Genomic DNA, 23578 nt, shown 5'->3' with positions numbered 1-23578 from the left:
TTTAGCCTGCAGGTTTACGCTTATAAACGCTTCTTATCCTACAAGTGTCAACTTACTTACACGCGGGAGTTTTCCAGCCAGCGCTGCAAGCGGCTTTCCAGATCATCGTAACGGATTGGCTTACTAATATGGTCATCCATTCCTGCAGCTAAGACTTCTTGATCAGAGTCGGATTGTGCTGCGGTTACTGCCACAATCGGCAAATGCCGGAGACTGTTGTTAGCACGTTCATATGTGCGGATTTTTTGAGTGGCAATTATGCTCTCCTGCTCTTTCATGTCGTAATCCATTAACACCAGATCAAAGCGCTCTTTTTCAACTATCTCAACCGCTTCTGAACCGTTATGCGCTATTTGTACATAGCACCCCAGCTTTTTGAGCATAGCGCTAATCACCATTTGATCTACACGATGGTCTTCAACCAGAAGCACGCGCGGCATCACCACCAATCCCAGTGTGTCCCGCTCTTGGAGTTTACGTTCGTCATCGATATTCAGGTTCAATAATTTTTGCACCGCAACGTCGTGTAAACGTCTGCGCATAATCGGTTTTTCAATCACACAGATTTGTGGGTGGCTGCGCAAATGCAACTTCATTTCCGGGCTATCGCTCTGCAATATACTCATCGCGATAATTTGTTTTACATCGGCGATATCGGGGTGGGCGGCAATTTCGCGCGATAGGGCCAAACCATTCATATTATTGAGTTTAGTAAAAATCAACACCAAATCGAAGGGCGTGTTGTTCGCAGCTTGTTCACGCAATTTTGCAATTGTTTGCTCCTGCCCCGATACAATGGTGGTACTCATACCCCAGGCATTAATTTCGTCGGCCAGTGCATTGGCATTGCTATCCGGCAAGTCAACCAACAACGCGCGCTTACCGCGCAACTTCTGCTCCGAGCCAAAACGGCGGTCTTCATGTGATACCACCTGCAGTGTGACATTAATAAAAATGCGATTGCCGCGATTTTTATTTTCACGCAAATGAATACTGCCACCCATACATTCTGCCAAGCCTTTACAAATCGACAGGCCTATGCCTTTTTGGTTGCTCTCATGGGCTTCAGGATCATTTTCTCCCGCGACATTTTTTTCGCTATCGCTGATGATCACTTGCAATTCACCAAGATCATCCTGCTCTTGATGGAATCGCGCTTCGATAAACACATGCTCAATCCGGCTGGCTTTGAGAGTGTGGTTAAGCAAGGTCGCCAGAATTTGGTTCAAGCGCGCCACATCCCCTTTTACACGCAGAGGCATATTCGGATCAAAACTGTAATAGAGTTCAATGCCTTGCTGATGTGCATCGAGCGTAAAATCCTGTACAAATTTTTCCAGCACACGGCGCAAGTCAAATTCAACTTCATCGAGCACCAGCGTTTTCGTGGTGATCTTGGAGAAATCAACCACGTTATTTACCAAATCGATTTGTCGGCCAGTCGCTTTGTTCGCAGTAGTGAGCAATTCACGGTGATGCTCGGAAAGTTGACTGTCGTCGATCAATGAAAGCGTGCTCATCACATCGCTAATTGACGAGCGAATCTCCTGCCCAAGGTTTACCAAAAACTCATTTTTTAATTCAATCTGCGCTTGCGAGGTACGCTTTTCATTTTCCAAACCTTGCGCGCGTTCACGCAGAGAATAATGTGCTTCCAGCCGCTCCCAGTAAGCAAGCGAGGTAACCTTTCCCTGATGGCTGAGCATCACGTAAAACACCAACATAATGCAGCCATATAAGGCGCCTTCCGCAGTGCCGAGCATAATGGCGGTGATAGCAGCGGGCACTTGCCCTATCGCTAAATACAAACTCAGAAAATGGCGATAAGGTGCAAAAACGTTGGCGACACTGGAGTAAAAAACAACGGAATAAAGCCACATCACCAAAGTTTCATCGCGCATCCCCTGCACCCAGGTAAGCGTAACCAAAATCACACTCCACCAGGCAGCGCCAAGGCAAGAGGCAAAAAAGTATTGGTTGCGCCAGCGCGTAGGAGCGCGGGCGTAAAGCGTATCGAAACGAAATAAATAATAACTGCGCACCAGTGTCACCAGCAGTAGCCCGGTCACCAGCACTATCGCCAGATTGTGTTCTTTTTCCTGAAAGTCGCCGAACGCAAGACAGAGAACAAAGACAATAAAATTGAGGATTAGACCGCGACGGCTGTATTTAGCAACGCGCGCATCGGTTTCGCGCATGATGGCACGGTCTTTTTGAACCTTGGTGACGGGGACAAAAAAATGGAACATGGTTAACCCACATTGATAATGATTGGAATCGGCGCTAACCCAGCAAGGCTAGCTGAGTACGTGCACAAATACTTCTTTAATCACAAATACCATAATCGCAAAACCCAATACACCAAACAGAATGAAGGTGCCAAACCGGCCCGCTTTGGATTTTTTGGCGAGATCCCACACAATAAAAAACATAAAGATAATCAGCCCGCCGCCACAAATGTACATAGCCCAGGTTTCAAATTGTTCGAGATTCATGGTCGATTAAGCCTGATAAACGCGTGAAGAGGATGAATGGGGCGGCATTGTAGCGAAAAAAACAAAAAGCCGCTGTATTAGCGGCTTTAGGGTTGAGGTTAAGCGTATTTGTTACAGCACTTTTACAAAAGCGCGATCAACTCGGGCACCGCATCAAATAAATCAGCAACCAAACCATAATCTGCCGCTTGAAAGATAGGGGCATCCGGGTCTTTGTTGATCGCCACTACTACCCGCGAATCGCGCATGCCCGCCAAATGTTGCACTGCGCCTGAAAGCCCTATCGCGATATACAGCTCCGGTGCCACCACTTTTCCGGTCTGGCCCACCTGCATATCGTTGGGGGCAAAACCCGCGTCTACTGCTGCGCGGGATGCACCAACTGCAGCACCTAGCTTGTCGGCCAGGCGGTAGAGCAGCTGAAAGTTCTCGCCGGCTTGCAACCCACGCCCGCCCGACACCACCACACGCGCTGAGGCAAGTTCAGGCCGCTCGGCCTGTACCTGTTGTTGCTCAATAAAACGGCTCATGTTTTGCGACGGAGGCGGTGTCATGGGCACTATAGCCGCACTGCTTTCTCCCAAAGTAACATCAGCAAAAGCACTCGCACGCACACTCAAGAGTTTCGTGAGCTGCCCGGTACGCACGCGGGCAAGCGCGCTTCCCGCATAAATGGGCCGGGAGAATTCGCAGTCTGAATGTATGGCAACCACATCAGTAACCGGCTGGATATCCATCAACGCCGCCACTCGTGGCAACAGGTTTTTACCGAAGGTAGTCGCACCCACACAGAAATACGTGTAGCCACCTGAGAGTTCAGCCAACCAGGGGGCAAGTGTTTCAGGCAACTGATGCTCACCGCTTTCGCCATCGGCAAGCAACACCTGGCGAACACCCGGAATACGCGCGGCCATACCAGCAACCGCAGCACAATCCTTACCGACCACCAATAGATCCACCTCAAGATCAACAAAATGACGCAGGCGCTCAATGGCGCCCATCACTTTGAGATTGATCAAGCTGAAACCACTAGTATCCTGCTCCACCAGCACCAATGCGCTTACATTATTCGATGACCTCATAGCACCTTGGCCTCCTGCCGCAGTTTATCCACCAGTTCCGCAACACTGCTCAACATGACGCCTTGCTGGCGCAGCTTGGGCGCTTCGAGCGCAAGAGTTTGAAGACGTGGTTGCAGGTCCAACCCCAGATCTGCCAAGGGGATTACTGCGAGCGGCTTCTGGCGCGCCTTCATAATGTTGGGCATGGTTGGGTAGCGCGGCTGGTTGAGACGCAAGTCGGTGGTGATCACCGCGGGAAGTCTCAGCGCAAGAGTTTGTAAGCCACCATCCAATTCACGCGTTACCCAGACCTCATCGCCTTTGCATTCAATACGGGAGGCAAAGGCACCCTGTGGAAAGCCACAGAGCGCTGCCAGCATCTGTCCGGTTTGGTTGTGGTCACCATCGATGGACTGTTTACCCAGCAACACTAGTTGAGGCTGCTCTTGCTGCACCAGCACATGTAGCACTTTGGCGATGGCGAGCGGTTCAAGGGGGGAATCAGTACTGATATGAAGCGCCCGGTCTGCACCCAGGGCGAGCGCACTGCGCAATTGCTCCTGCACTGCCTGTGTACCGATGCTCACCACCACAATTTCGGTGGCCACTTGTTGCTCTTTCAGCCGAATGGCAGCTTCAACGGCAATTTCGCAAAAGGGATTCATCGACATTTTGGCATTGGTGATATACATACCACTGCCATCAGTTAAAGGGCGCACGCGGACACCGGGGTCCACTACGCGCTTGATTGCCACTAAAATTTTCAAGGCGCTTTCCTTGTGATTAACGAGTTAAACAATTTGTATTGTACGGCGCAAATCACATTGCGTACACTGCCCGACGGCAACATTAACCCTGGCTGTTTATCGGATTTTTTATGCGCACTACCAAATTCATCTCTATCGCGTTTATGTGTATTTTTCTGTCCGCTTGCGTTTCATCGCTGCTTATCGGAAACCAACTGCAAAGCAAATTGATGTGGTCATTTTTAAAACCCTTGGTGGGCTTTGACCCCAACGAAGTTGACCTGTTTGAAACGCCCATGGTGAAAGACCGCATGACTGCACTGTTAGGTGATAAATACGAACCCACCATGAAACTTCTGCGTACCGCGCAAACTATCCAACAGGAAGGTGCCCTATTCTATGTCGCTTCGCGCTACGCACCGCCGAAAGTGCAAGAAATTACCGATAAAGCTGCCATGGTATGGAATGCCGACACCAACCAAATGGCAGTAATGTTAATTAAGGATGGCACGCCGGAAATTATTTCCGAGCAAATCGAAGGCGCCAAACAAGCCATCACCCCAGTACTCCCCAAAGAATTACAAAGTGCTTACGACAAAGCTCAGGCAGCCAAAAAATCCCTGGAAGAAAAACAAAAAGCACTGCTGGATGTACAAAAGATAGTAGAGAATCCCGTTGAAGCTGTAACCGACAATATCACTAAAAAAATCGATGAAGCGGCAAATAACTCAGTTGAAAAAGTCAAAACACAAACCACGGAGAATCTTCAGCAAGCACTGCCTGTTGCGCCAAAGGTAGACCAGGAGCAGCTGGAATTTGATGAAGCTTTGAAAAAAGAAGCCGAAGCACTGGAGAAAAAAGCGCAGTAAGCCCATGCCAATCGATACCCGGGCCCCACCGGAATATTTGTAACAAACTCGCCACTCAGGCATCTATAAGTTTATTAATACTTATGGATGCCTTCTATGCTTAACTTTACCTCACTTTTCCGCCTGCACAACAATCTAATAAACCATAGCGCCAATCTCGCTAGCCTCGCATTACGCCTATATCTCGCACCGATTTTTTGGATGGCGGGCATGAGCAAACTAAACGCCTTTGATAGCACCGTCGAGTGGTTCGGCAATTCCGATTGGGGCCTAGGCCTGCCCTTTCCATTTTTAATGACGGTGCTTGCAACAGCGGCCGAACTTATTGGCGCCGTGTTGCTAGTGCTGGGCTTGTTCACCCGCTTGATCAGCATTCCACTGATGATCACCATGCTCATTGCAATCCTTTGTGTTCATTGGGATAACGGCTGGCAAGCCATTGCCGATGCCAATGCGCCTTTTGCCAATGAGCAAGTGTTAGCGGCGCCCGAAAAGTTGGAGCGCGCTCGCGATATTTTACAAACACACGGCAATTATGAATGGCTCACCGCCAGCGGAAAATTTGTGATTCTTAATAACGGTATTGAATTCGCAGCAACTTATTTCATTATGTTACTGGCATTGGCAGGTTTGGGCGGAGGGAGATATCACAGCCTGGATTATTGGTTAAACCTTTATCTTGGCCGCCAATATCCTTTGTTAAAAAACGTTTCGTTAAATAGATAATCCGGTGTGCAAAGTGATTATGGTGAGTGTTAAGCTGGTGCCCATTGCGCAAACTGCGATGCGCAATTCGCCTCAGCCCACAATGAGCAACCGGATGACCACAACCACCTCAACCGATGAAAGCGAACTGATTGCACAACTGATTCACGGCGACGACCAGGCATTCCGCCACGTAATTGCACTGCACCATTCGCTCATGTTGAATATTGCCCGCGCCATCGCTGGCGATATCTTTGCTGACGATATAGTGCAAGAGGCCTGGGTTTCAGTGTATAAAAATATCGCCAATTTTGAACGGCGCTCATCGTTAAAAACCTGGCTGCTTACCATCGTGAGCAACCAGGCAAAAGCGCGTTTACGCAAAGAATCGCGGCAAGTATCACTGGAACAAATGGATGGTGAAGCTACAGGAAGCTATCTTGACGGCGCCAATTTCAAAGCAGATGGCCACTGGCAGCAGTCAATACCGCAATGGAATATTGAATCACCCGATGCGCTTTTAGAAGAGCAACAATTACAACACTGTATTAACCGCACGCTAAATCTCTTGCCACCCGCACAAAAAGCGGCGTTTATTTTGCGCGATATTGAACAACAATCGTTTGAGGATATTTGCAGTATCCTCGCCGTCAGCGCAACTAATGTAAGAGTGCTGGTACACCGCGCCCGCCTCACGCTCATGCAGGTAATTGACCGCTATCAGGAGACTGGCTCATGCTAAGTTGCAAACAAGTCGCCACAATCGCCAGCGATTATCTTGACAAGAGCACACCGCTTAAATGGCAAATTCGTTTACATTTATTGATGTGTGCCAATTGCCGCCGTTTTGTCCGGCACATGAAAATCACCCGCGAGCTAAGCAAACAAATGGTGCTCAATAAAACAGCGGATGATGTGGATACTATTTGGAATAAGGTGCAACAACAGATAAAGCAAGATTCACAATCTGACTAAATGCTCAATGGCCGGCTTTTGCACAGCATCACCGCCCCCCCAGCATGCTCACCGAAGGCGCTCAAGCCAAAAACGCGTGCACTACTGCAAATCACATCTATACTTCTGGCATAAAACCTGCTGAATCAACCTATTACATTCACACTGTCAATGCATTGACGGCCAATTTAGGGGGCAAACCCACAATGGACCAACTACAACAACTCATTCGCCAGGCGGAATTACAGCAAAAAAATTTGGAACTGGATTTACTATTCCGCAAAAACATGGACTTCTTTGAAAAGGCCGAGCCAAATATTTTTAATAAATATCACAATTACACACCTACAGAATTACAATTAATTTTTAATAACGAAGGCTATATCAACCTCTACAACATGGGCGAGAATACGCACGCGGTATATAGCAAAGACCCCTACGAGTTTTGCAAAGAGTATGTAGAAAAATATCAGGAGATGCCGACTTTTTACCGTGTTACTGCGCGCACTACGAAAGCCATAGATCCTGAAAATGATGCACATATCCACAACATGAATCCACTCATCGAATTCATGAATAGCAAAGAGGAGAAACAAACAAGCTTTTTACCTTTAGAAGCAAAAACCCAATTTATGCTGGTACATGGCATTGGTATTGGCTACCACATACCGATGATATTAGAGAAAACTGATGTGCAGCACATGTGCATTATTGAGCCTCACGAAGACAATTTTTATGCATCGCTGCACACCATCGATTGGCGAGCCATCTATGATTATTTTGATCGTGAATATAGTACATTCAATCTGATACTTGGCAAAACAGCCAACGATAGCTTTCATCTCATTCGCCAATATTTGAATCAAATAGGTCTGTTCAACTCAGCAAAACCCTATGTATTTGATCATTTAAGCAGCCCGGAGATGAGAGAATCAACCACTGTGTTTTTCGAAAAACTCCCAACAATGCTGGGAGCAATGGGATATTTTGATGATGAACAAGTGAGCCTTTCACATACCGTGGCAAATTATTCTGAACAAAGAAATATCCTACGTGACCACGTACAACTCAATCATCAAACAATTAACCGCCCCGTATTTGTTGTTGCCAATGGCCCGTCACTCGATCACTGTGTTGATTTTTTACGCACACACCAACATGAAGTCATTATTTTTTCATGCGGCACTGCCTTGGGCTCACTGCGCAAGGCAGGAATAAAACCCGACTTTCACATTGAAATGGAGCGCACTCGCCCAGTCGTTGAGTGGATTGAAACGTCTACCACACCAGAATACCGTGAGGATATTATTTGTCTGGGGCTTAACACCGTTCACCCAGACACCTACGCACTGTTCAATACCACAGGCATGGGAATGAAAAGTAACGATCTGGGAACGCATTTTATTTGCCAATACATTGGCGACAATGAATTCGTCGTGAACTTTGCACTATGCAATCCCACAGTTGGAAACACTGGAGTTGCTTACGCAGCGGCACTTGGCTTTAAAAATATTTACTTGGTTGGCCTGGATCTCGGCTTTGCAAGCGATGGAACCCATCACTCATCCTTAAGCAAACACTATGATGTTAAAGATGAGCATCAGGAAAGCCTCAATCTATACAAAGCTGAGACTGCTGGCAACAAAAAATTTCCCGGCAACTTTGGCGGCGAAGTTATATCAACACCCGTTTACGCACACTCACGCATCAGTATTGAAACCCTACTCAAGCAGTATCCACACATCAATTGTTATAACACTAGCAATGGCGTTTACATTCGCGGCACCACACCAATGCCTATTACCGACATCACAATTGAACCAAGCGAACCTATCGACAAAAAACTATTCAGCCACAATTTATACGAGAAATATTTCAACATTAAAGGATTAAGAAAAATTGAATCAATGGAAAAAATCGCAGAATATTTTAGACCTGCAATTGATTTTTGTGATGAGATGGAAAAATTGTTTTCCTACAAAGCTAAAAGCCGCGCAGACGCATTTAAAATGTTAGCCAAACAACATAAACGCGCCCTGCAAGTTGGCCTAAATAGCAAAACACAATACGCCTACTCCATCATGAAAGGCAGCGTTCACTCATTTGACTTTGTATTAGCCAAGTGCCTTTATAATGGAAAAAGCCAGGAAGAAGGGGTTGAGATATTCAATAAAGGAGTGGAACATTATCGACAATTTCTTGCTCAGGCAAAACAAAAAATTAAATCCAGCCTACTGAAAAAAGATGCAAGATCACGCAATTTGTCGCAAAAGCTAAAGCATTAAAAATACGCAGTTAGTAAAAAAACCGGGCTTGTTCTTCTTATGCAAGCCCGGGTTACGGTAACAAATCTTTAACCTTGAAAAAAAATTCTGCTGACAACCTATTGAACCCCTTGGAAATTTCATTGTTTTTTGACACCACATCACCGGGGCTTCTAACGACAGCTGTTATTACTTTTGTAAGATCATTCACAAAGCTGTCGCGGTTAGCATAAACTGCCCTTTCAAGCAGCCCTATTTCTTCATAAAGATCCCAAAGTTTTGGATAACTGATCAACGGAATAGCAGGGATATTCATCGCAATAGAACAGACATTGGTATGAAAGCGCATCCCCATGACCAACTCACAACGCTGGTACAATGAAAAGATATGATCACATGCACGCCAGCCACAAGCGAAGGGGGCAACGATTATCCGGTCACGACATAGACGGTCATCCAGATAGGTCATAAATTCACCAATGGACAACACATCGCGAAAAATATGCGGAAATAAAATAATTCGCAAATCAGGATTAGCGGCAAGCGAAGACTCTAAAAAGCGAGCATATTGCGTTAAAAATTCTTTCCAGGTAATACCGCCATCGACTCCTGCAGGAAAACGTAATGCCTCCATGTCAGAGGCAATATTAACCCCCCAAAAGCGCCCTTCCGGTAAATAAGAAGCAGACTCTGATTTACCTTTATAAAAAAAGCCACCATCGGGAACAATATCGACACCGGCCCACAAATCACTTCGATCCGGATAAGCAAGCTTGAGATTTTTTAGCGAACCATCATTGCGAAATGAAATAAGAACATTAGGCTGACGAATACATTGCGCAAGAAAACTGGAAAATTTAGCAAGATTTGCTGGCGTGCAACCTTTGTGAATATCAAAACCCACGCCATAAAACATTATTGGTGTAGCGATGGATTGTAAGTGCTCATTAGTAATATTGATGGTAGTTGCAGTGGCAGATTCATCCAACCAAGGCTCAAAGAAGTTGCCACCACCAACAATCACTAAATCATGCTCATTAGCCAGCGCAACAAAGTGTTCATCAAATGCCCAACGATGCTCGCCCGTATAAATACGATAACAATATCTGATTTCCAGTTCGGTGTATGTTGGCTTAACATCTAACACTGATTCAAGGCGTGAGCGCATTCCTGAGTGATTGGCATTATCGCCAATATTGCCTGTAAAACTTGCAACATGAAGTACTTTCATTAAATTCACATATCCACAAATGTTTTTTGCTTATTGATTTCCCATAATTGTTCACTTTGCAAGATAGCAAAGAATTTTTTACTGCTGTCACCCTCACCAAAATGTTGAATTGGCTCCCTGGGCAAGCTCTCAACAGAAGCAATTGCATTTTTGATAGCAGCAAACTCAGAAAAACAATTAATCACACTGGGTAGATTGGCACGATTGGCTTGGCGTGTACCTATATTAATTGCAGGCACCCCATAGTAAGGAGCCTCCATTAATGCAGAGCTGGAGTTACCAATAATAAACTCCGCATTTTTCAGTAATGTCAGAAAATAATCAAAACGCATTGAGGGGTATACTTTAAAACTTAAAGTATTATTTTCAATACGGCCATATTCATTGATAATTCGCTCACTACCGCTGTCGTTATTGGGATAAATGACAACATAGTTTTTTTCCGAATCAACAACTGCATTGACCAATTCGTGAATTTGCCGCTCTACATCGTGCACTTCCGTGGTGACGGGGTGGTATAGAAGAATAGAATATTTTTCGAAAGGAATACCGTACCAATTTTTGACTTCATCCAGACTAGGTAAATCGGGAGAAAATAAAGAATCCACATCAGGAGATCCTATAGGGTAAATATTTTTATCGATCTCCCCTAATTGTATTAGCCGCTGCTTGGCACGCTCATTAGTCACAAAATGCAAATGTGACAATTTGCTCACGGAATGACGGATTAAATCATCAATGGTACCGGAGACCTCACCCCCCTCAATATGCGCGACCAATATATTATTAAGGCTTCCAACAATAGCACCGGCCAATGCCTCTACTCTATCGCCATGAACAACCAGCATATCCGGCTGGATTTCTTTAACATAGTCAGATAAGCCAGCAATAGTTTTGGCTAAAACAGAATCCATGGTATCGCTGTAATTTTGATTGATGTACTGATAAATATTTTTATAGCCACGCCGCTCAATTTCCCGACAGGTATAACCATATTTACGTAGCATGTGCATGCCGGTTACAAATATATGGGCTTCAAACTCTGTGGAATTTTGAAGAATATCAAGCAAAGAACGAATTTTACCGAAGTCTGCACGGGTGCCCGAGAGGAATACAATATTTTTTCGCACGTATTAAATGACTCCTTTGACAGGTATAAACCCCTCAATTTGACGATATGCAAGCAACTGATCCGCTTCTATATCTTCCGCTGCCACTTTACCGATCACATCATCATAAAATTCGGCAAGGATTTCTCCAGTGCCTGGGCGTTTGACCCACAGATTATCTTCCGTAAATTTCTCACCTTTTTTCACTGGCTTGATGGTAACGACTGTGGCATATGCAAAATTAATGGTCGGCTGCTCTTCTTTAACAATACCTTTTCGACCACCGCGCATTTTGTGTAATAACGCAGAACCTTTTATTAGCTCACTCATCGCTTGAGGATCCATTGAACACACAATGTCAGGACCTTCGCGCGTCATCGAATCAGTGAAGTGTCGCTCCAGTAAATCTGCTCCTAAGGCGACAGCACCAAGACATGCATAATTTCCCAATGTGTGATCAGACAAACCAACAACGGCATCTGGGAATTCCTGTTGCAGTTCACGCACCGCCTCCAAACGCACCAGCTCCGGCGGCGTGGGATAAATATTGGTACAGTGCATTAGCGCATAGGGAATTTTGTATTCTCTAAAAATCGCTACCGCTTTGCGAATACTCTCGATGGTGTTCATACCAGTACTGAGAATAATCGGCTTCCCTTTTTTAGCAATGTGTTTGATTAGCGGATAATTGTTGCATTCACCCGAACCGATTTTATAAGCCTGAACATTCATCCGTTCAAGACGTTCAACGGCTGCACGCGAAAATGGCGTACTAATGAAGATTGCGCCTTTAGCTTGTACATATTCTTGCAGTGCAATTTCATCTGCTTCATTAAGCGCGCACTCTTCCATAATGTTATAAATCGGCTTGTCTGCATTACCAGGCTTTATACGTTTTGCTTCGCCAGCCATCTCGTCTTCAACAATATGGGTTTGGTGCTTAATGACTTCTGCACCCGCGGCAACGGCAGCATCTACCATTTGTTTGGCGACAACCAGAGAACCATTGTGATTGATGCCGATTTCGGCAATCACTAATGGCGGATAATCTGGCCCCACTAAACGGCCACCAATATTTACAACATTATTTTTCATTCTGTACTGCCCTCTCACGCAAACGCTGCTCTGCAATAACCAAATCCGCTGGAGTATCAATATCAAGACTGTCGAGATTCGACATAAGATACGGAATGATATGAGTGCGTGGAATTTTTTCTTCACGCATAAAATCATCCACTTTAAAAATATAAATTGCCCCATTGGGCATGTAGAGCGATGGCAGATCCTGGCGACGAGTATACGATGTATGCTCTCCAGCTAAGGGGTGCAAAAACTCACTGCCGCCCACATAGGCTTTCATATATTTATTACTGATTTCATAGACACTAATCAGACTATGACAGGTGGGGAAATCACGAAACTCTGCCAAGGCTTCGCGGATGTGCGCTGCCGTGCGCAGAGGCGATGTAGGCTGCAATAGCACAATAATATCTTTGCCTGCCGGTTTTATTCGGTGAATAAATTCGGCAATCACAGGATCGGTTGGAGACTCGTCGCGAGCGAGATGAGGGTCGCGTTTGAGACGCTCAGCGCCATAGTAATGAGCTACCGATAAAATCTGATCATCATCTGAAGAAACATAAGTGGTATCAATCACTCCGGCTTCCTGGGCAGCCTGCAGTGTATAAGCCAACAGCGGCTGATCGAGTAATGGGGCAATATTTTTTTGCGGAATGCCTTTTGATCCTCCGCGTGCAGGAACGAGCGCGAATACGTTTGGCATAGGAGTGTCCAACTTTTGACGTTTGCAATAGTAATTAGTTATATAGCAAAGGATCTGCCAAAGGTCACGGAATCGATCAAGATTAATTTGATAATGCGAATAGTTAACCCATCCTAAAGACTCTAGACGGGTTAACCATTAGCCACTTTTAGCAGTAAAGGGGAGACGATCCAAAATGCCGTCTAAAAAGTCACCAGTTGAATTTAGGCCGCGCACAATAGACTCCATTGCCTGGAACTGTGCCATTAATCGCGCACGATAGGCTTCACTGCGACGGTTCAGTGTTTCCTCATCATCCTTAACGTTATCAATATCTTTATTGATATTTGCTTCACGCTCTTTGATCAAGCCGGAGGTTTTAAGGTAGTCATTGATCATTGTGGTCATAGTGCCGGCAAACCCGCGGGAGAAGGTAATACTGCCGGAGGTAGTGCCTGGCTGCACTGTCATACTCAACCCTTCTGCCTTAGTGTTTAACGCAGGCAGCAACACATTGCCATAACCGAACGCCACTTCACCATTCACCGTTCCGCCTACGTTAGTACCTGTGGTACCAGCGCCAACGCTAATACCCAAATCAGTCATATCGGCACCAATAGTAGAAAACTCCACTTTGCTAGTTGAGCCATAAGAATCGGATGTGAATACCAACTTGCCTGCATCAAAACTGACTGCAAGAGTAGATTTAACAGCTTTGAGATTCGTATCCAAATTGATAAGACTTTGTAACTCAGTGGCCAGTTCTGCACCGGATGTATAGATTTTTCCAGCCGGAAGAGTGATGGTTGCCGTTTCAATATCATTCAGCTTGAGTTTAAAACTGTAATCTTTACCCGTGGTATCCAACGGAAAAGTCGCAACCATTGCACCTGCGGTCAGCTTACCCTTACTAGGTTGCTGGGTAATAACAACGTCGTACGTGCCAGGCTGACTTTTCGCGGAGTATTTAGTTACTTCAATCCCTGAAACGGATGCAGAGGTTTTAGGTACAAACAAATCCCTGACCAGAGCAAAATTATTGTCGATAGCCGCGCGAAAACCTGTATTACCTTCACTCTCGGTAATTTTCAGGGAACCATCCAATTCTGTGCGAATCCCCAAATTGGATAAACTGGTAAAACCACCACTTAATCCGGGAACCGATGCAGACAAAATATTGCGCAGCCCTTTCATCATGCTGGAAGCCAAAGGGTCCCGGTGCAGACTGCCATAACCTTTCGCCTCAGTATCAAAACCCACCAGTTTTTCTACTTCGGTTTTAAATGTATTGTAGGCAGTCACAAAATCACGGATGGTCTGTTCCGCAATAGATTTATCTTCGTTGATGGTGACGCTAACGGTTTCAGTGAGTGAGCTGGCAAATAGATCAAACTCCAGCCCCTCTACCACATCTTTGATTTGGTTGGATTCGCGGCTGACCAACAAACCATTCACTCTCACTTTCGCATCCAGGCCTTCCTGTAATTGCGTAAGGTTGCGAGTAGTTTCGTTAAAGTTAAAACTGGCAAGGCCAAGGGCTCCTGCATCTTCTGCAGCAGTAATTTCAATTTCATTTTTAGCGCCTGATTTGGAGGCTAATAATAATTTGAAAGAACCGCCATCACTCACAATACTGGCAGAGACGCCGATATTGGCCTTGTTTATGGCATCACGTAAACCGGTTAAAGAATTGTTGGTATCGTCAATAGTAATAGTGGCGCCGGTCTTGGTCGAATCTACTTCAAAATCATTTACTGCTGCATTCCATTCACCCAAACGGATTGTCAAAGTACCTTTTCCGATGGGGGCTGTCATGGAGGAGAAAGTGCCTGAGCTGAGCGATTGCGCCTGGGCAACCTGCTCCACTTTTAATTGGTAGCTTCCGGCGACTGCTTTGGCATCCAACTTGGTAATACCCAGCAACGTAGTCTCGGGAATCGAAAGGGCTTTCGCATTAAAGGTGTCTGCACTGCCCAGAGCTGCTGCGGCAGTTTCAAGTTTGGATAAGGAGCTACGCAGCAAGCCAAAATCAGAAATCTGGGTTTCAAGCAGGGTCTTTTTGGTGGTCAAGCGCTCAGCCTGCACCATTTTACTGGCTTCAGTTAGTTGGTCGGCCAATTTGTTGGTATCAATACCCGACCCGGTTCCCAATGCACTAATAATGCTGGAACCCGTCGAACCATTGTTGCTCGTTGTACTTGATGTACCACTCACCATTAATACCCCCACGCCATAAATTACCGCTGGCTATCTTAAATTACATAAGGTTAGCGGCAACCCATGGATAAACTTTAGCCGGTTTTGCCGCTTTTTTAGAGAAAACATTCTACTAATATAAGCTGAGCATAAACTGAGCCAATCTATTGATTTTGTTATTGATAATTAGCCTAACAAGACGGCCTGTTACTTCGCTATTGGCAGTGTGAAATAGAATCGGCTTCCCTTGCCTACCGTCGATTGGTAATCAATTTTACCCCCCATACGCTCGATAATAGATTTGGTGATACTTAACCCAAGGCCAGTGCCGTCGCGGCGGCGAGTATCAGACGAATCGACCTGCGCAAAGCGCTGAAAAATACGCTGGCGGAAATCGTCGGCAATGCCCTGCCCTTCATCGATAACTGACACCGTTAGTTCCTGCCCATCCACTGTTAGCTGCACGCGCACCACACCATCCAAGTACGAAAATTTGACGGCATTGGAAAGCAAATTAGCCATCACTTGCAGAAAACGATCTGTATCTATATTCGCTGCACATTGCATGGCGGCATCGTCGGTGGCATTCAATTGGAGGTTTACACCATAACGTTCGGCGTAGCCTTGATTGTGTTCAATAGACTGCTGTACGAGCGGATAAATAACACTGCGTTTTATATTTAGCACCAGATTGCCGAACTCCAGCTTATCCACATCCAAAATATCATTAACCAAACGCGCCAGACGTTCGGCATTATTGCTGGCAATGACGAGCAAATCCCGGATCTTGTCTGTCATCTCCCCCAAGCTGCCACTCAAGACTATTCCAAGCGCACCTTTAATGGAGGTAAGTGGTGTACGCAGCTCATGGCTCACCGTAGAAATAAATTCACTTTTCAAACGATCCACTTTTCGCTTGGCGGTAGCATCATGAATGATGAACGTGAAAAATTTTCGCTCTTGAATAGCAACCGGACTAATACTCAATTCAATTTCCAGGTCGCCACCATCGCTACAGCGCCCAAGTGTTTCTCGCATATACGACGTTGTGACGTCATCACCTTGCACGTTAAAACTATGTCGTAATACCGGCACTAAATCGGCGATATGTAAAGCGGAAAATTGCAGCAATGGGTATTTAAATAACTGCGCTGCCGCAGGATTGGCCTTTTGGATAAGCCCTTGTTCATCGACCACCAGAATGGACTCCACCGCATTTTCCAAAATAGCAGCCAATTCTTTAGTGCGTTGTTCAACCAGATTACTGATGTGCTGCGTACGCCCACTAATAAGCAGTAAAAAGCCACCGAGCAAACTGCAGAACAGTAAGCCGCCCGCCAGCACAAACCAGGATTGCAAACTGACATGTTCAGTTAAAAATTTTTCTGTTGGGCTAATGTTGATCAGCAATCGTCTGCCGCCTACCAAAATCTCCTGATTGAACACTAAATCTCGCGCATAGGCAGGCATATCGAATTCACCTGCACGATAAAATACTTGCGGTTTCTCCGGCTCAGTAACATCGATAATATGGAGTTGATAATCACCCGATGAAAAAGGTGTGAGCACCGAATAAATTAAATCATTCGTGCGCACTATCGCTGTAGCATAACCAATGAGTGACTCACGTCGTTCAAGTGTGGTACTCGTTGAACTAGTACGTTCATACACGGGGTAATACACCACAACACCCGGCGACATGAATTCATCCTGCAATAATTGCAAGGGCTGCGTCATCGCAAAATGGCCGCTATCCCGAGCGCGAATTAATGCTTCGTCGCGCACAGGATCAGATGCAACATTAAACCCGAGGATCACAGCATTTTTTTGCCAAGGTTCTACATAGGTAATGGAGGTATATTCCGGACGCTCAGGCGCGATAATAAAAGCACCGCTTGAGTCTTTTTCTTTGATAGAAAAATTTGCAGAGAGCTCAGTGCGCATAGTGGATTCATAGTCAGCACGATCCGCATGACGCACCCGCTGGTTCCAGGAAAATCCGGAAACGCCATGCTTCTCAATAACTACCTGATCGACATAATGGGAAAACTCGGCGCGTGTTACATGCTCAGACGCAACAAACAAACCGCGCAAAGTTGCCAGGGTATAGACCACTGAAGACAAACCAGTATCAACAGCCCCCGAAACCAAACGCGCCTGCTGTTCAAATTGGTCGTTAAGTTTTTTTTGTTCGTTGTTGCTGGACATAATAAATACCGCAACCACAACCAGACTACTTACAACCAACGGGACACCTACAGTAAGACGACGGCCGCGCCAAAAATGTCGTGGTTCCGCAAACAACACACACACCAAGGGCGTGGCAATTAACACACCTATTGCATCGCCAATCCACCAGGTCCACCAGCTGTACAGCATATGCTCCGCTGGAATAAGTCCGTTTCCATACAGGGTGAACACACCGATACTTGCACTCAAGCTCGTCGCCACTGGCCCGCCCAGCGCGAAAAATGCAAAGATTTTTCGCTCATCCGTCAAACTATTGGGGAAGCCGACATAGCGGCGAATCAACAATGTCCCCGCCAGACTTGCCACCGTACTGCCGCAGGCGATTTCCGCTGCAATCAACACAACTGGCAGAGATATTGAGCTTGCGGGACTGATGGAAATATTCAGCAGTGTCGACCCAAGGAAAACGCCGATTGCCATGGGAAAACCCCAGATCAATACCGCTCCCAAGGCAATTCCCATTGGCAAAAACAGACCCGATACAAATCCGGGAGGAATCGCTAGCAACAGTGATAGACGCCCGGCGGCAACGTACGCCAACGCAAGTAATAAAATGCGCAGCACAACCACTGTTGCTGGCGAGCGCAAAACTTTGGTGTGTAAACCCATAACCATTCAGCAAACCTGACTTTAAATTTACTTAAGCCTAGTCGACAGAAGCTCATATCAGGTCAAAAAGAATAAAAAAAACCGCAGCAAGCTGCGGTTTTTCAACTCAATCGACGAATCATATTTAGCGAAGCAACTGCAACACCTGCTCTGGCCGCGCGTTCGACTGTGCCAACATCGCTTGCGCTGCTTGTTGCAAGACTTGCGCACGGCTAAGCGCTGCAGTTTCTGCCGCGAAGTCCGCATCCACAATACGCGAGCGCGATGCGGATGTTTTTTCCGAGACGTTCGCCAGATTAGACATGGTGAAGTCCAACCGGTTGTTGATTGCACCCAATTGCGAACGGGTATCGTTGATTGTTGTCAGTGCCTTGTCGATAACACCAATGGCTTTTTGGGCTTTCGCTGCAGTATCGATACTGATAGAAGCGATTGCTGTACCAAATGAACCACCGCCGACAGAGTTGGCCTCCAGAAAACCAATTTCATCAGCAGTCGCATTATTGCCAAGCTCCACACTGATGGGATTACCATTAGCGTTAGTTAACTTTATGCCTGCCTCAACCACAAACCCTGCTGCGGCAGAACCATCAACCGAGATAGCAAGACCCGAGGCCATAAACTTCTCAAACGTAGCACCTGCAAAACCCTCTGCTGTTACACCAAAGGCACTATCAATAGTGGCAGTTGTAAAGCGAATCGCGCCCTGATCCGTTTCAAGTACGATTCTGTTACCTAACAAAGAAGCGGTCACACCAGTGGTATTACTCGCAGCATTGAAGGTATCCACTAATTGTTGTGCGGTAGTGACAGCCGACAAATTAACACTAACGCCGTTAAGGATAATACTGTCAGCAGAGCCTGCGAATGCGGTCTCAATACTCATACCACTCGTATCAATAGTCACTGTTGAAAAGGCATTTGCAGTAACACCTGTTTCTTCAGTTGCTTTATTAATTGCGTCTATTTTGCCAATCAGACTGTCGGTATTTTTATTGCTGATTACGACACCATTGATAGTGACATCACCCACTCCCCACGCTACCTCTGCAGCGGCGGTCGAAATGCTTGCCCCTTCAATTACTCCACCCACCTGATTTTCACGGAAGCCTAAATTGTGTAAGTCAGCAAGTACGCCAGTATTACCGCGGCTGATTTTGATTGGGCGATCATCTTCCGAGGTCAACACAATTTGCCCACGTTGGCTCAGGCCATCACCTACTGCTGCATCCATACCCAAAGCAGCTTGCAAATCAAGACCTGTACCGCCGTCAGACACAGTAATGGTGGCGCCAGTGTTATTACTGAGTGTGAGGACACCGCTATCGTTGACAGTTGCCTGCACTTCTCCACCAGTAATGCGAATAATGGTTTCTACCAACTCATCCATACTGGTCGTGTTTTCACGAATTTGGTAAACCTGCGTGGCACCATTCAATGCTGACACAGTAATGTTCAAGCCTTCACCGGCGTCATTATCAATTACGCCATTACCAAGTTGTGATGCTTGCAACTGCGTCATTGCGGATGCAGTTATACCGCTCACCCGTTCATTGATTGAAGCCAGGAATTCTGCAAGTGTATTCGTTTCTGCAGTGGCAGCCGAATCAAACTCACCAATAGACTGGCCATTAATTAAAATGTCCCCGTCTCTGATATCGGTCGGCGCAGTACCGGAAGCAAACATGGACAACGCGAACTCAGCACCCAATACATCCACGCTGACGGAACCCATTCCCAATGTTTTGGCATCCATCGCCTGCACTTTTAACTCGATGGTCTGGTTTGCATCAGAACCCACTTGCAGCTGAACTTTACCCAGGGAACCGTCCAGCAGTTTCTGGCCGTTGAATGATGTGCTTTTGGCGATGCGATCCATCTCCAAAATAAGTTGTTGTACTTCCGCATCCAGTGTTTTGCGGTCGGCATCTGAATAGATACCGTTTGCAGATTGGATAGAAAGTTCGCGCATACGCTGCAGGATATTGGTAGTTTCCTGCAATGCACCTTCAGCTGTCTGAATTAAGGACACACCATCATTTGCGTTACGGATTGCCTGATCCAGACCACGAATTTGCGAGGTCATACGGTTAGAGATCGCTAGACCAGCAGCATCGTCTTTGGCGGAGTTGATACGTTGGCCAGAAGACAAGCGTTCGGTCGCCCGATCGAGCGCATTTCCTGAGTTCATCAATTGACGCTGTGAATTCAAGGAAGCGACATTGGTGTTAATGACTAAAGGCATAATAAATCTCCTAATGATTGTTCCTGTTCACAGTTGCGTTTGCTGTGACAAGCCGACTGATGAAGCCCAGTGACATCGGTAATCAGATTCCGGGGTCGGTGAGAACTTCGTGGCAAGACTTGTAAGAAATTTATTACCAGCAGGATTTCTATACGGGTCGCCTAAACCCGATTTTGCACAGACCGTGCCAATGCATTTTTACAGAGAGCGTTCAGCCCACCAAAAGGTGTGCAATCGCGAAAGATAAAAGCAGGAAGGGGACAAAAAAATTGATTGAAAATTTTTTTTAAAAAAAACCATTTTTAAAAAAAAATAGATGTGTGAAAACGAAAAAAAAGGGCAGCTTTCGCTGCCCTATTTTTTATTAAACAAACCACAAACTACTTTCACAAAAACATCATAACTAACTATTTTTAAAGGGTTTTATGCTTGCGCACTAAACAGTTGCCCAGGTTCGTCCGGACTGTGTTGTTGCGCCAAGCGCAGAAAAGTTTCATCAGGAATTTGACGAATAACTTCTTGCGTTGTGCGATCCAACACCTTGACTACTGTCTCACCAGAGCTTGGGTCATAAGTGAAATTCAGATCACGTTGTGTTGATTGAATATATTCATTCATTTGCGCAACAGCAGCCTGAATTTTCTCCTGGATCGCCTTGGAATTGACGGCTTCTGGTGGTTGAGACATTGCCGCATCAGCGGCAAGCGGCAAATCGTTGCCGGTTTTTTGACCTTTTGCACTGCCCGCCTGTGGCGAAACCGGCACAGGCATAACCGGTACCGGGGTCGCAGCGACTTTAGTGAATTCATTCATACATTAGTCCTCACCAGGGTTACCCCCAGACGCTTGGATTAACAAGCGTTTGGGGGAACTAGTCAACTTATCTCAACAGAGACAGTACTTGTTGTGGACGAGCGTTGGATTGAGCCAACATTGCCGATGCCGCTTGTTGCAATACTTGTGAACGGCTCAGGCTTGCAGTTTCTGCCGCGAAGTCAGCATCAGTAATACGTGACCGCGCAGTCGCTGTTTTCTCTGAGATATTCGCCAGGTTAGATACGGTAAAGTCCAAACGGTTGTTGACCGCACCGAGGTTTGAACGTGTATCGTTGATGGTAGTCAACGCGTTATCAATTACCTTGATGGCTTTCTGTGCATTTGCTTGGGTATCAATACTGATTGATGCAATCGCAGAACCGAACGCGCCACCAGCAGTATTGTTTGCTTCAAGAATACCTATTTCACCCGCGCTGGCATTAACACCCAACTCAAAGCTAATAGGGTTACCGCTTGAACTGGTCAACTTGATACCGGCTTCAACGATCGTAGCTGCGGCAGTACCGCCCATCGCTGTAGCAGCGGTAGTTACTGTACCCAGTGTACCGGCCATAAATTCAACCAAATCCACACCGGCAAAACCGTCCGCAGTACCATTGAACACTGAAGCAGTTCCCGCATTGAAAGCGATAGCACCTTGATCACTCTTCAGGATTATGGTGTTGCCGTTAAGATTGGCAGTTACGCCGGTATTATTGGCATTGTCGTTCAGCTCAGTAACCAACTCCGCCAGAGACGAAACAGCAGTCAAATCAATTTCAACACCATTAATGCTCAGCGTGTTGTTGGTACCGGCGAAAGTAGTGTTGGTAATTGACACACCATTGAAGTCCAGTGTCGCAGAGGCAAATGCATTAGCCGTTACGCCGGTTTCAGTGGTTGACTTATTAATCGCATTAATTTTGCCGATCAAACTATCAGTATCTTTATTGGAAATAGTTACACCGTTAACTTTTACATCACCTACACCCCATGCCAAATCAGCACCAAGGGTACCAGCAGCAATACCAGCGCCTTCGATCACACCACCTTTGGTGGATTCACGGAAGCCGAGGTTGCTCAGGTCTTCCAAAGTACCAGTGCTGCCGCGAGTAATAGTAATTGGTTTGTCGGTATCCGAAGTTAACACCACACGGCCACGTTGTGACAATCCATCACCCACACCGGTTTCCATACCCAACGCATCGCCCAAATCCAAACCGCCTGCGGCCGCAACAGTGATTGTGCTACCAGTATTGTTGCTCAGTACCAGGCGTCCATCGTCACCCACTGATGCATTCACCGCACCGCCAGTAACGCGATTGATGGCTTCGGTAAGCTCAGCCATAGAGGTGGTATTTTCGCGCAATTGATAAGTCTGGGTACCGCCATTTACTTCGGTAACCGTAATATTCAAACCTTCGCCAGCATCGTTATCGATGATGCCGTTACCATTTGATGAAGCTTGTAGTTCAGTTAAGGCAGAGGCTGTCACACCGGTAATACGCTCATTAATATTGGCAACCAAGTCAGACAAGGTATTGGCATCACCTGATGCGCCAGTATCGAATGTACCAATTGATTGACCGTTAATTAAAACATCGCCGTCTTCGATATCTGCACCGAGTGAAGCGGCAAATACTGTGGCAGCCAGATTGATTTCATCGCCCAACAAGTCCACTGCAGTAGAACCCATACCCAGGGTTTTGGCATCCATCGCTTGTACCTTAAAGCTGATGGTTTGGTTGGCGTCGGAGCCTACTTGCAGGTCAACCTTACCTAAGGAACCATCCAACAGGTTTTGACCGTTGAATGAAGTGGTTTTAGCGATACGGTCCAATTCTGATACGAGTTGTTGAACCTCGGCATTCAGTGTTTGGCGGTCGCCAGCGGTGTAGATACCGTTCGCTGACTGCACGGACAGTTCACGCATACGTTGCAGGATGTTGGTTGATTCGGACAGCGCACCTTCCGCTGTTTGAATCATAGACACACCGTCGTTGGCATTACGGATTGCTTGGTCAAGACCGCGCACCTGAGAAGTCATGCGGTTTGAAATCGCAAGACCTGCTGCGTCGTCTTTTGCAGAGTTAATGCGCGCACCGGATGACAAACGCTCAGTTGCGCGATCAAGCGCATTGCCTGAACTCATCAACTGACGCTGAGCATTCAGAGAGGCGACGTTTGTGTTAATTACTAAAGCCATGATGAATCTCCTGGATTAATGTCTGTTCGCAGTCTGGCTGCTATAACAAGTCGGTTGATG

General features: G+C 46.3%; 18 protein-coding genes. 5 read left to right on the top strand and 13 right to left on the bottom strand.

Annotation, left to right across the window (positions count from 1 at the left end; all coding sequences use genetic code 11):
• Positions 1–56: 56 nt before the first annotated feature.
• The 4 genes from J2X05_RS07075 to J2X05_RS07060 all read right to left on the bottom strand — a co-directional run bounded on the left by J2X05_RS07075 (position 57) and on the right by J2X05_RS07060 (position 4323).
• Positions 57–2249, bottom strand: a complete 2193-nt coding sequence (locus J2X05_RS07075; RefSeq protein ID WP_310070540.1) for a response regulator — start codon at positions 2247–2249, stop codon at positions 57–59.
• A gap of 48 nt (positions 2250–2297) precedes the next feature.
• Entirely contained in the window at positions 2298–2495 is a 198-nt protein-coding gene (locus tag J2X05_RS07070) for a DUF2788 domain-containing protein (RefSeq protein WP_310070538.1), read from the bottom strand.
• A 122-nt stretch (positions 2496–2617) separates the two neighbouring features.
• Complete coding sequence (locus J2X05_RS07065; RefSeq protein ID WP_310070536.1) at positions 2618–3577, bottom strand: FAD-binding protein; 960 nt, start codon at positions 3575–3577, stop codon at positions 2618–2620.
• Positions 3574–4323, bottom strand: coding sequence for an electron transfer flavoprotein subunit beta/FixA family protein (locus J2X05_RS07060; protein WP_310070533.1), 750 nt, complete (start codon positions 4321–4323; stop codon positions 3574–3576). Before J2X05_RS07060 ends, J2X05_RS07065 begins: the two co-directional genes overlap by 4 nt.
• A gap of 110 nt (positions 4324–4433) precedes the next feature.
• Here J2X05_RS07060 and J2X05_RS07055 point away from each other — a divergent pair, with 110 nt between their 5' ends.
• The 5 genes from J2X05_RS07055 (at position 4434) to J2X05_RS07035 (ending at position 9115) form a co-directional block, all read left to right on the top strand.
• Positions 4434–5171, top strand: a complete 738-nt coding sequence (locus J2X05_RS07055; protein ID WP_310070531.1) for an Ivy family c-type lysozyme inhibitor — start codon at positions 4434–4436, stop codon at positions 5169–5171.
• A gap of 96 nt (positions 5172–5267) precedes the next feature.
• Positions 5268–5897 carry an HvfX family Cu-binding RiPP maturation protein gene (locus J2X05_RS07050; RefSeq protein WP_310070528.1) on the top strand — a complete coding sequence of 210 codons (630 nt, stop codon included), beginning with the start codon at positions 5268–5270 and terminating at the stop codon, positions 5895–5897.
• 94 nt (positions 5898–5991) lie between these two features.
• The gene (locus J2X05_RS07045) at positions 5992–6618 is read left to right on the top strand and encodes an RNA polymerase sigma factor (RefSeq protein ID WP_310070526.1); all 627 of its coding nucleotides are present in this window, start codon (positions 5992–5994) and stop codon (positions 6616–6618) included.
• On the top strand, positions 6612–6851 hold the full coding sequence (locus tag J2X05_RS07040; RefSeq protein WP_310070523.1) for a zf-HC2 domain-containing protein: 240 nt from the start codon (positions 6612–6614) through the stop codon (positions 6849–6851). Before J2X05_RS07045 ends, J2X05_RS07040 begins: the two co-directional genes overlap by 7 nt.
• Positions 6852–6895: 44 nt before the next feature.
• Positions 6896–9115, top strand: a complete 2220-nt coding sequence (locus tag J2X05_RS07035; RefSeq protein WP_310070521.1) for a motility associated factor glycosyltransferase family protein — start codon at positions 6896–6898, stop codon at positions 9113–9115.
• Positions 9116–9167: 52 nt separating this feature from the next.
• Here J2X05_RS07035 and J2X05_RS07030 read toward each other — a convergent pair whose 3' ends face one another.
• The 9 genes from J2X05_RS07030 to J2X05_RS06990 all read right to left on the bottom strand — a co-directional run bounded on the left by J2X05_RS07030 (position 9168) and on the right by J2X05_RS06990 (position 23518).
• Positions 9168–10325, bottom strand: coding sequence for a polysaccharide pyruvyl transferase family protein (locus tag J2X05_RS07030; protein WP_310070520.1), 1158 nt, complete (start codon positions 10323–10325; stop codon positions 9168–9170).
• A gap of 5 nt (positions 10326–10330) precedes the next feature.
• Entirely contained in the window at positions 10331–11455 is a 1125-nt protein-coding gene (gene neuC, locus J2X05_RS07025) for a UDP-N-acetylglucosamine 2-epimerase (RefSeq protein WP_310070517.1), read from the bottom strand.
• A gap of 3 nt (positions 11456–11458) precedes the next feature.
• Positions 11459–12529 carry an N-acetylneuraminate synthase family protein gene (locus tag J2X05_RS07020; RefSeq protein ID WP_310070514.1) on the bottom strand — a complete coding sequence of 357 codons (1071 nt, stop codon included), beginning with the start codon at positions 12527–12529 and terminating at the stop codon, positions 11459–11461.
• A complete protein-coding gene (locus J2X05_RS07015; protein WP_310070511.1) occupies positions 12519–13217 on the bottom strand; it encodes an acylneuraminate cytidylyltransferase family protein in 699 nt (232 codons plus the stop codon). The genes J2X05_RS07020 and J2X05_RS07015 overlap by 11 nt, the downstream gene beginning before the upstream one ends.
• A gap of 138 nt (positions 13218–13355) precedes the next feature.
• The gene (gene fliD / locus J2X05_RS07010) at positions 13356–15425 is read right to left on the bottom strand and encodes a flagellar filament capping protein FliD (RefSeq protein ID WP_310070509.1); all 2070 of its coding nucleotides are present in this window, start codon (positions 15423–15425) and stop codon (positions 13356–13358) included.
• 174 nt (positions 15426–15599) lie between these two features.
• Entirely contained in the window at positions 15600–18257 is a 2658-nt protein-coding gene (locus tag J2X05_RS07005) for a CHASE domain-containing protein (protein ID WP_310070506.1), read from the bottom strand.
• A 118-nt stretch (positions 18258–18375) separates the two neighbouring features.
• Positions 18376–20496: a flagellin N-terminal helical domain-containing protein gene (locus tag J2X05_RS07000; RefSeq protein WP_310070504.1), complete on the bottom strand. Its 2121-nt coding sequence runs from the start codon at positions 20494–20496 to the stop codon at positions 18376–18378.
• A 423-nt stretch (positions 20497–20919) separates the two neighbouring features.
• Complete coding sequence (locus J2X05_RS06995) at positions 20920–21309, bottom strand: flagellar protein FlaG (protein ID WP_310070502.1); 390 nt, start codon at positions 21307–21309, stop codon at positions 20920–20922.
• A 67-nt stretch (positions 21310–21376) separates the two neighbouring features.
• A complete protein-coding gene (locus J2X05_RS06990; RefSeq protein ID WP_310070498.1) occupies positions 21377–23518 on the bottom strand; it encodes a flagellin N-terminal helical domain-containing protein in 2142 nt (713 codons plus the stop codon).
• Positions 23519–23578 lie beyond the last annotated feature (60 nt).

It is taken from the genome of Cellvibrio fibrivorans, assembly GCF_031457055.1.
GTDB lineage: Bacteria > Pseudomonadota > Gammaproteobacteria > Pseudomonadales > Cellvibrionaceae > Cellvibrio > Cellvibrio fibrivorans.
This window is presented reverse-complemented; position numbering and strand designations above follow the sequence as displayed.

Bases quoted from the DNA above. Each gene is read 5' to 3' on its own strand.
- J2X05_RS07075 (WP_310070540.1), bottom strand. From the start codon at position 2,249: ATGTTCCATTTTTTTGTCCCCGTCACCAAGGTTCAAAAAGACCGTGCC.
- J2X05_RS07070 (WP_310070538.1), bottom strand. From the start codon at position 2,495: ATGAATCTCGAACAATTTGAAACCTGGGCTATGTACATTTGTGGCGGC.
- J2X05_RS07065 (WP_310070536.1), bottom strand. From the start codon at position 3,577: ATGAGGTCATCGAATAATGTAAGCGCATTGGTGCTGGTGGAGCAGGAT.
- J2X05_RS07055 (WP_310070531.1), top strand. From the start codon at position 4,434: ATGCGCACTACCAAATTCATCTCTATCGCGTTTATGTGTATTTTTCTG.
- J2X05_RS07050 (WP_310070528.1), top strand. From the start codon at position 5,268: ATGCTTAACTTTACCTCACTTTTCCGCCTGCACAACAATCTAATAAAC.
- J2X05_RS07045 (WP_310070526.1), top strand. From the start codon at position 5,992: ATGACCACAACCACCTCAACCGATGAAAGCGAACTGATTGCACAACTG.
- J2X05_RS07040 (WP_310070523.1), top strand. From the start codon at position 6,612: ATGCTAAGTTGCAAACAAGTCGCCACAATCGCCAGCGATTATCTTGAC.
- J2X05_RS07035 (WP_310070521.1), top strand. From the start codon at position 6,896: ATGCTCACCGAAGGCGCTCAAGCCAAAAACGCGTGCACTACTGCAAAT.
- J2X05_RS07030 (WP_310070520.1), bottom strand. From the start codon at position 10,325: ATGAAAGTACTTCATGTTGCAAGTTTTACAGGCAATATTGGCGATAAT.
- J2X05_RS07020 (WP_310070514.1), bottom strand. From the start codon at position 12,529: ATGAAAAATAATGTTGTAAATATTGGTGGCCGTTTAGTGGGGCCAGAT.
- J2X05_RS07015 (WP_310070511.1), bottom strand. From the start codon at position 13,217: ATGCCAAACGTATTCGCGCTCGTTCCTGCACGCGGAGGATCAAAAGGC.
- J2X05_RS07005 (WP_310070506.1), bottom strand. From the start codon at position 18,257: ATGGTTATGGGTTTACACACCAAAGTTTTGCGCTCGCCAGCAACAGTG.
- J2X05_RS07000 (WP_310070504.1), bottom strand. From the start codon at position 20,496: ATGCCTTTAGTCATTAACACCAATGTCGCTTCCTTGAATTCACAGCGT.
- J2X05_RS06995 (WP_310070502.1), bottom strand. From the start codon at position 21,309: ATGAATGAATTCACTAAAGTCGCTGCGACCCCGGTACCGGTTATGCCT.
- J2X05_RS06990 (WP_310070498.1), bottom strand. From the start codon at position 23,518: ATGGCTTTAGTAATTAACACAAACGTCGCCTCTCTGAATGCTCAGCGT.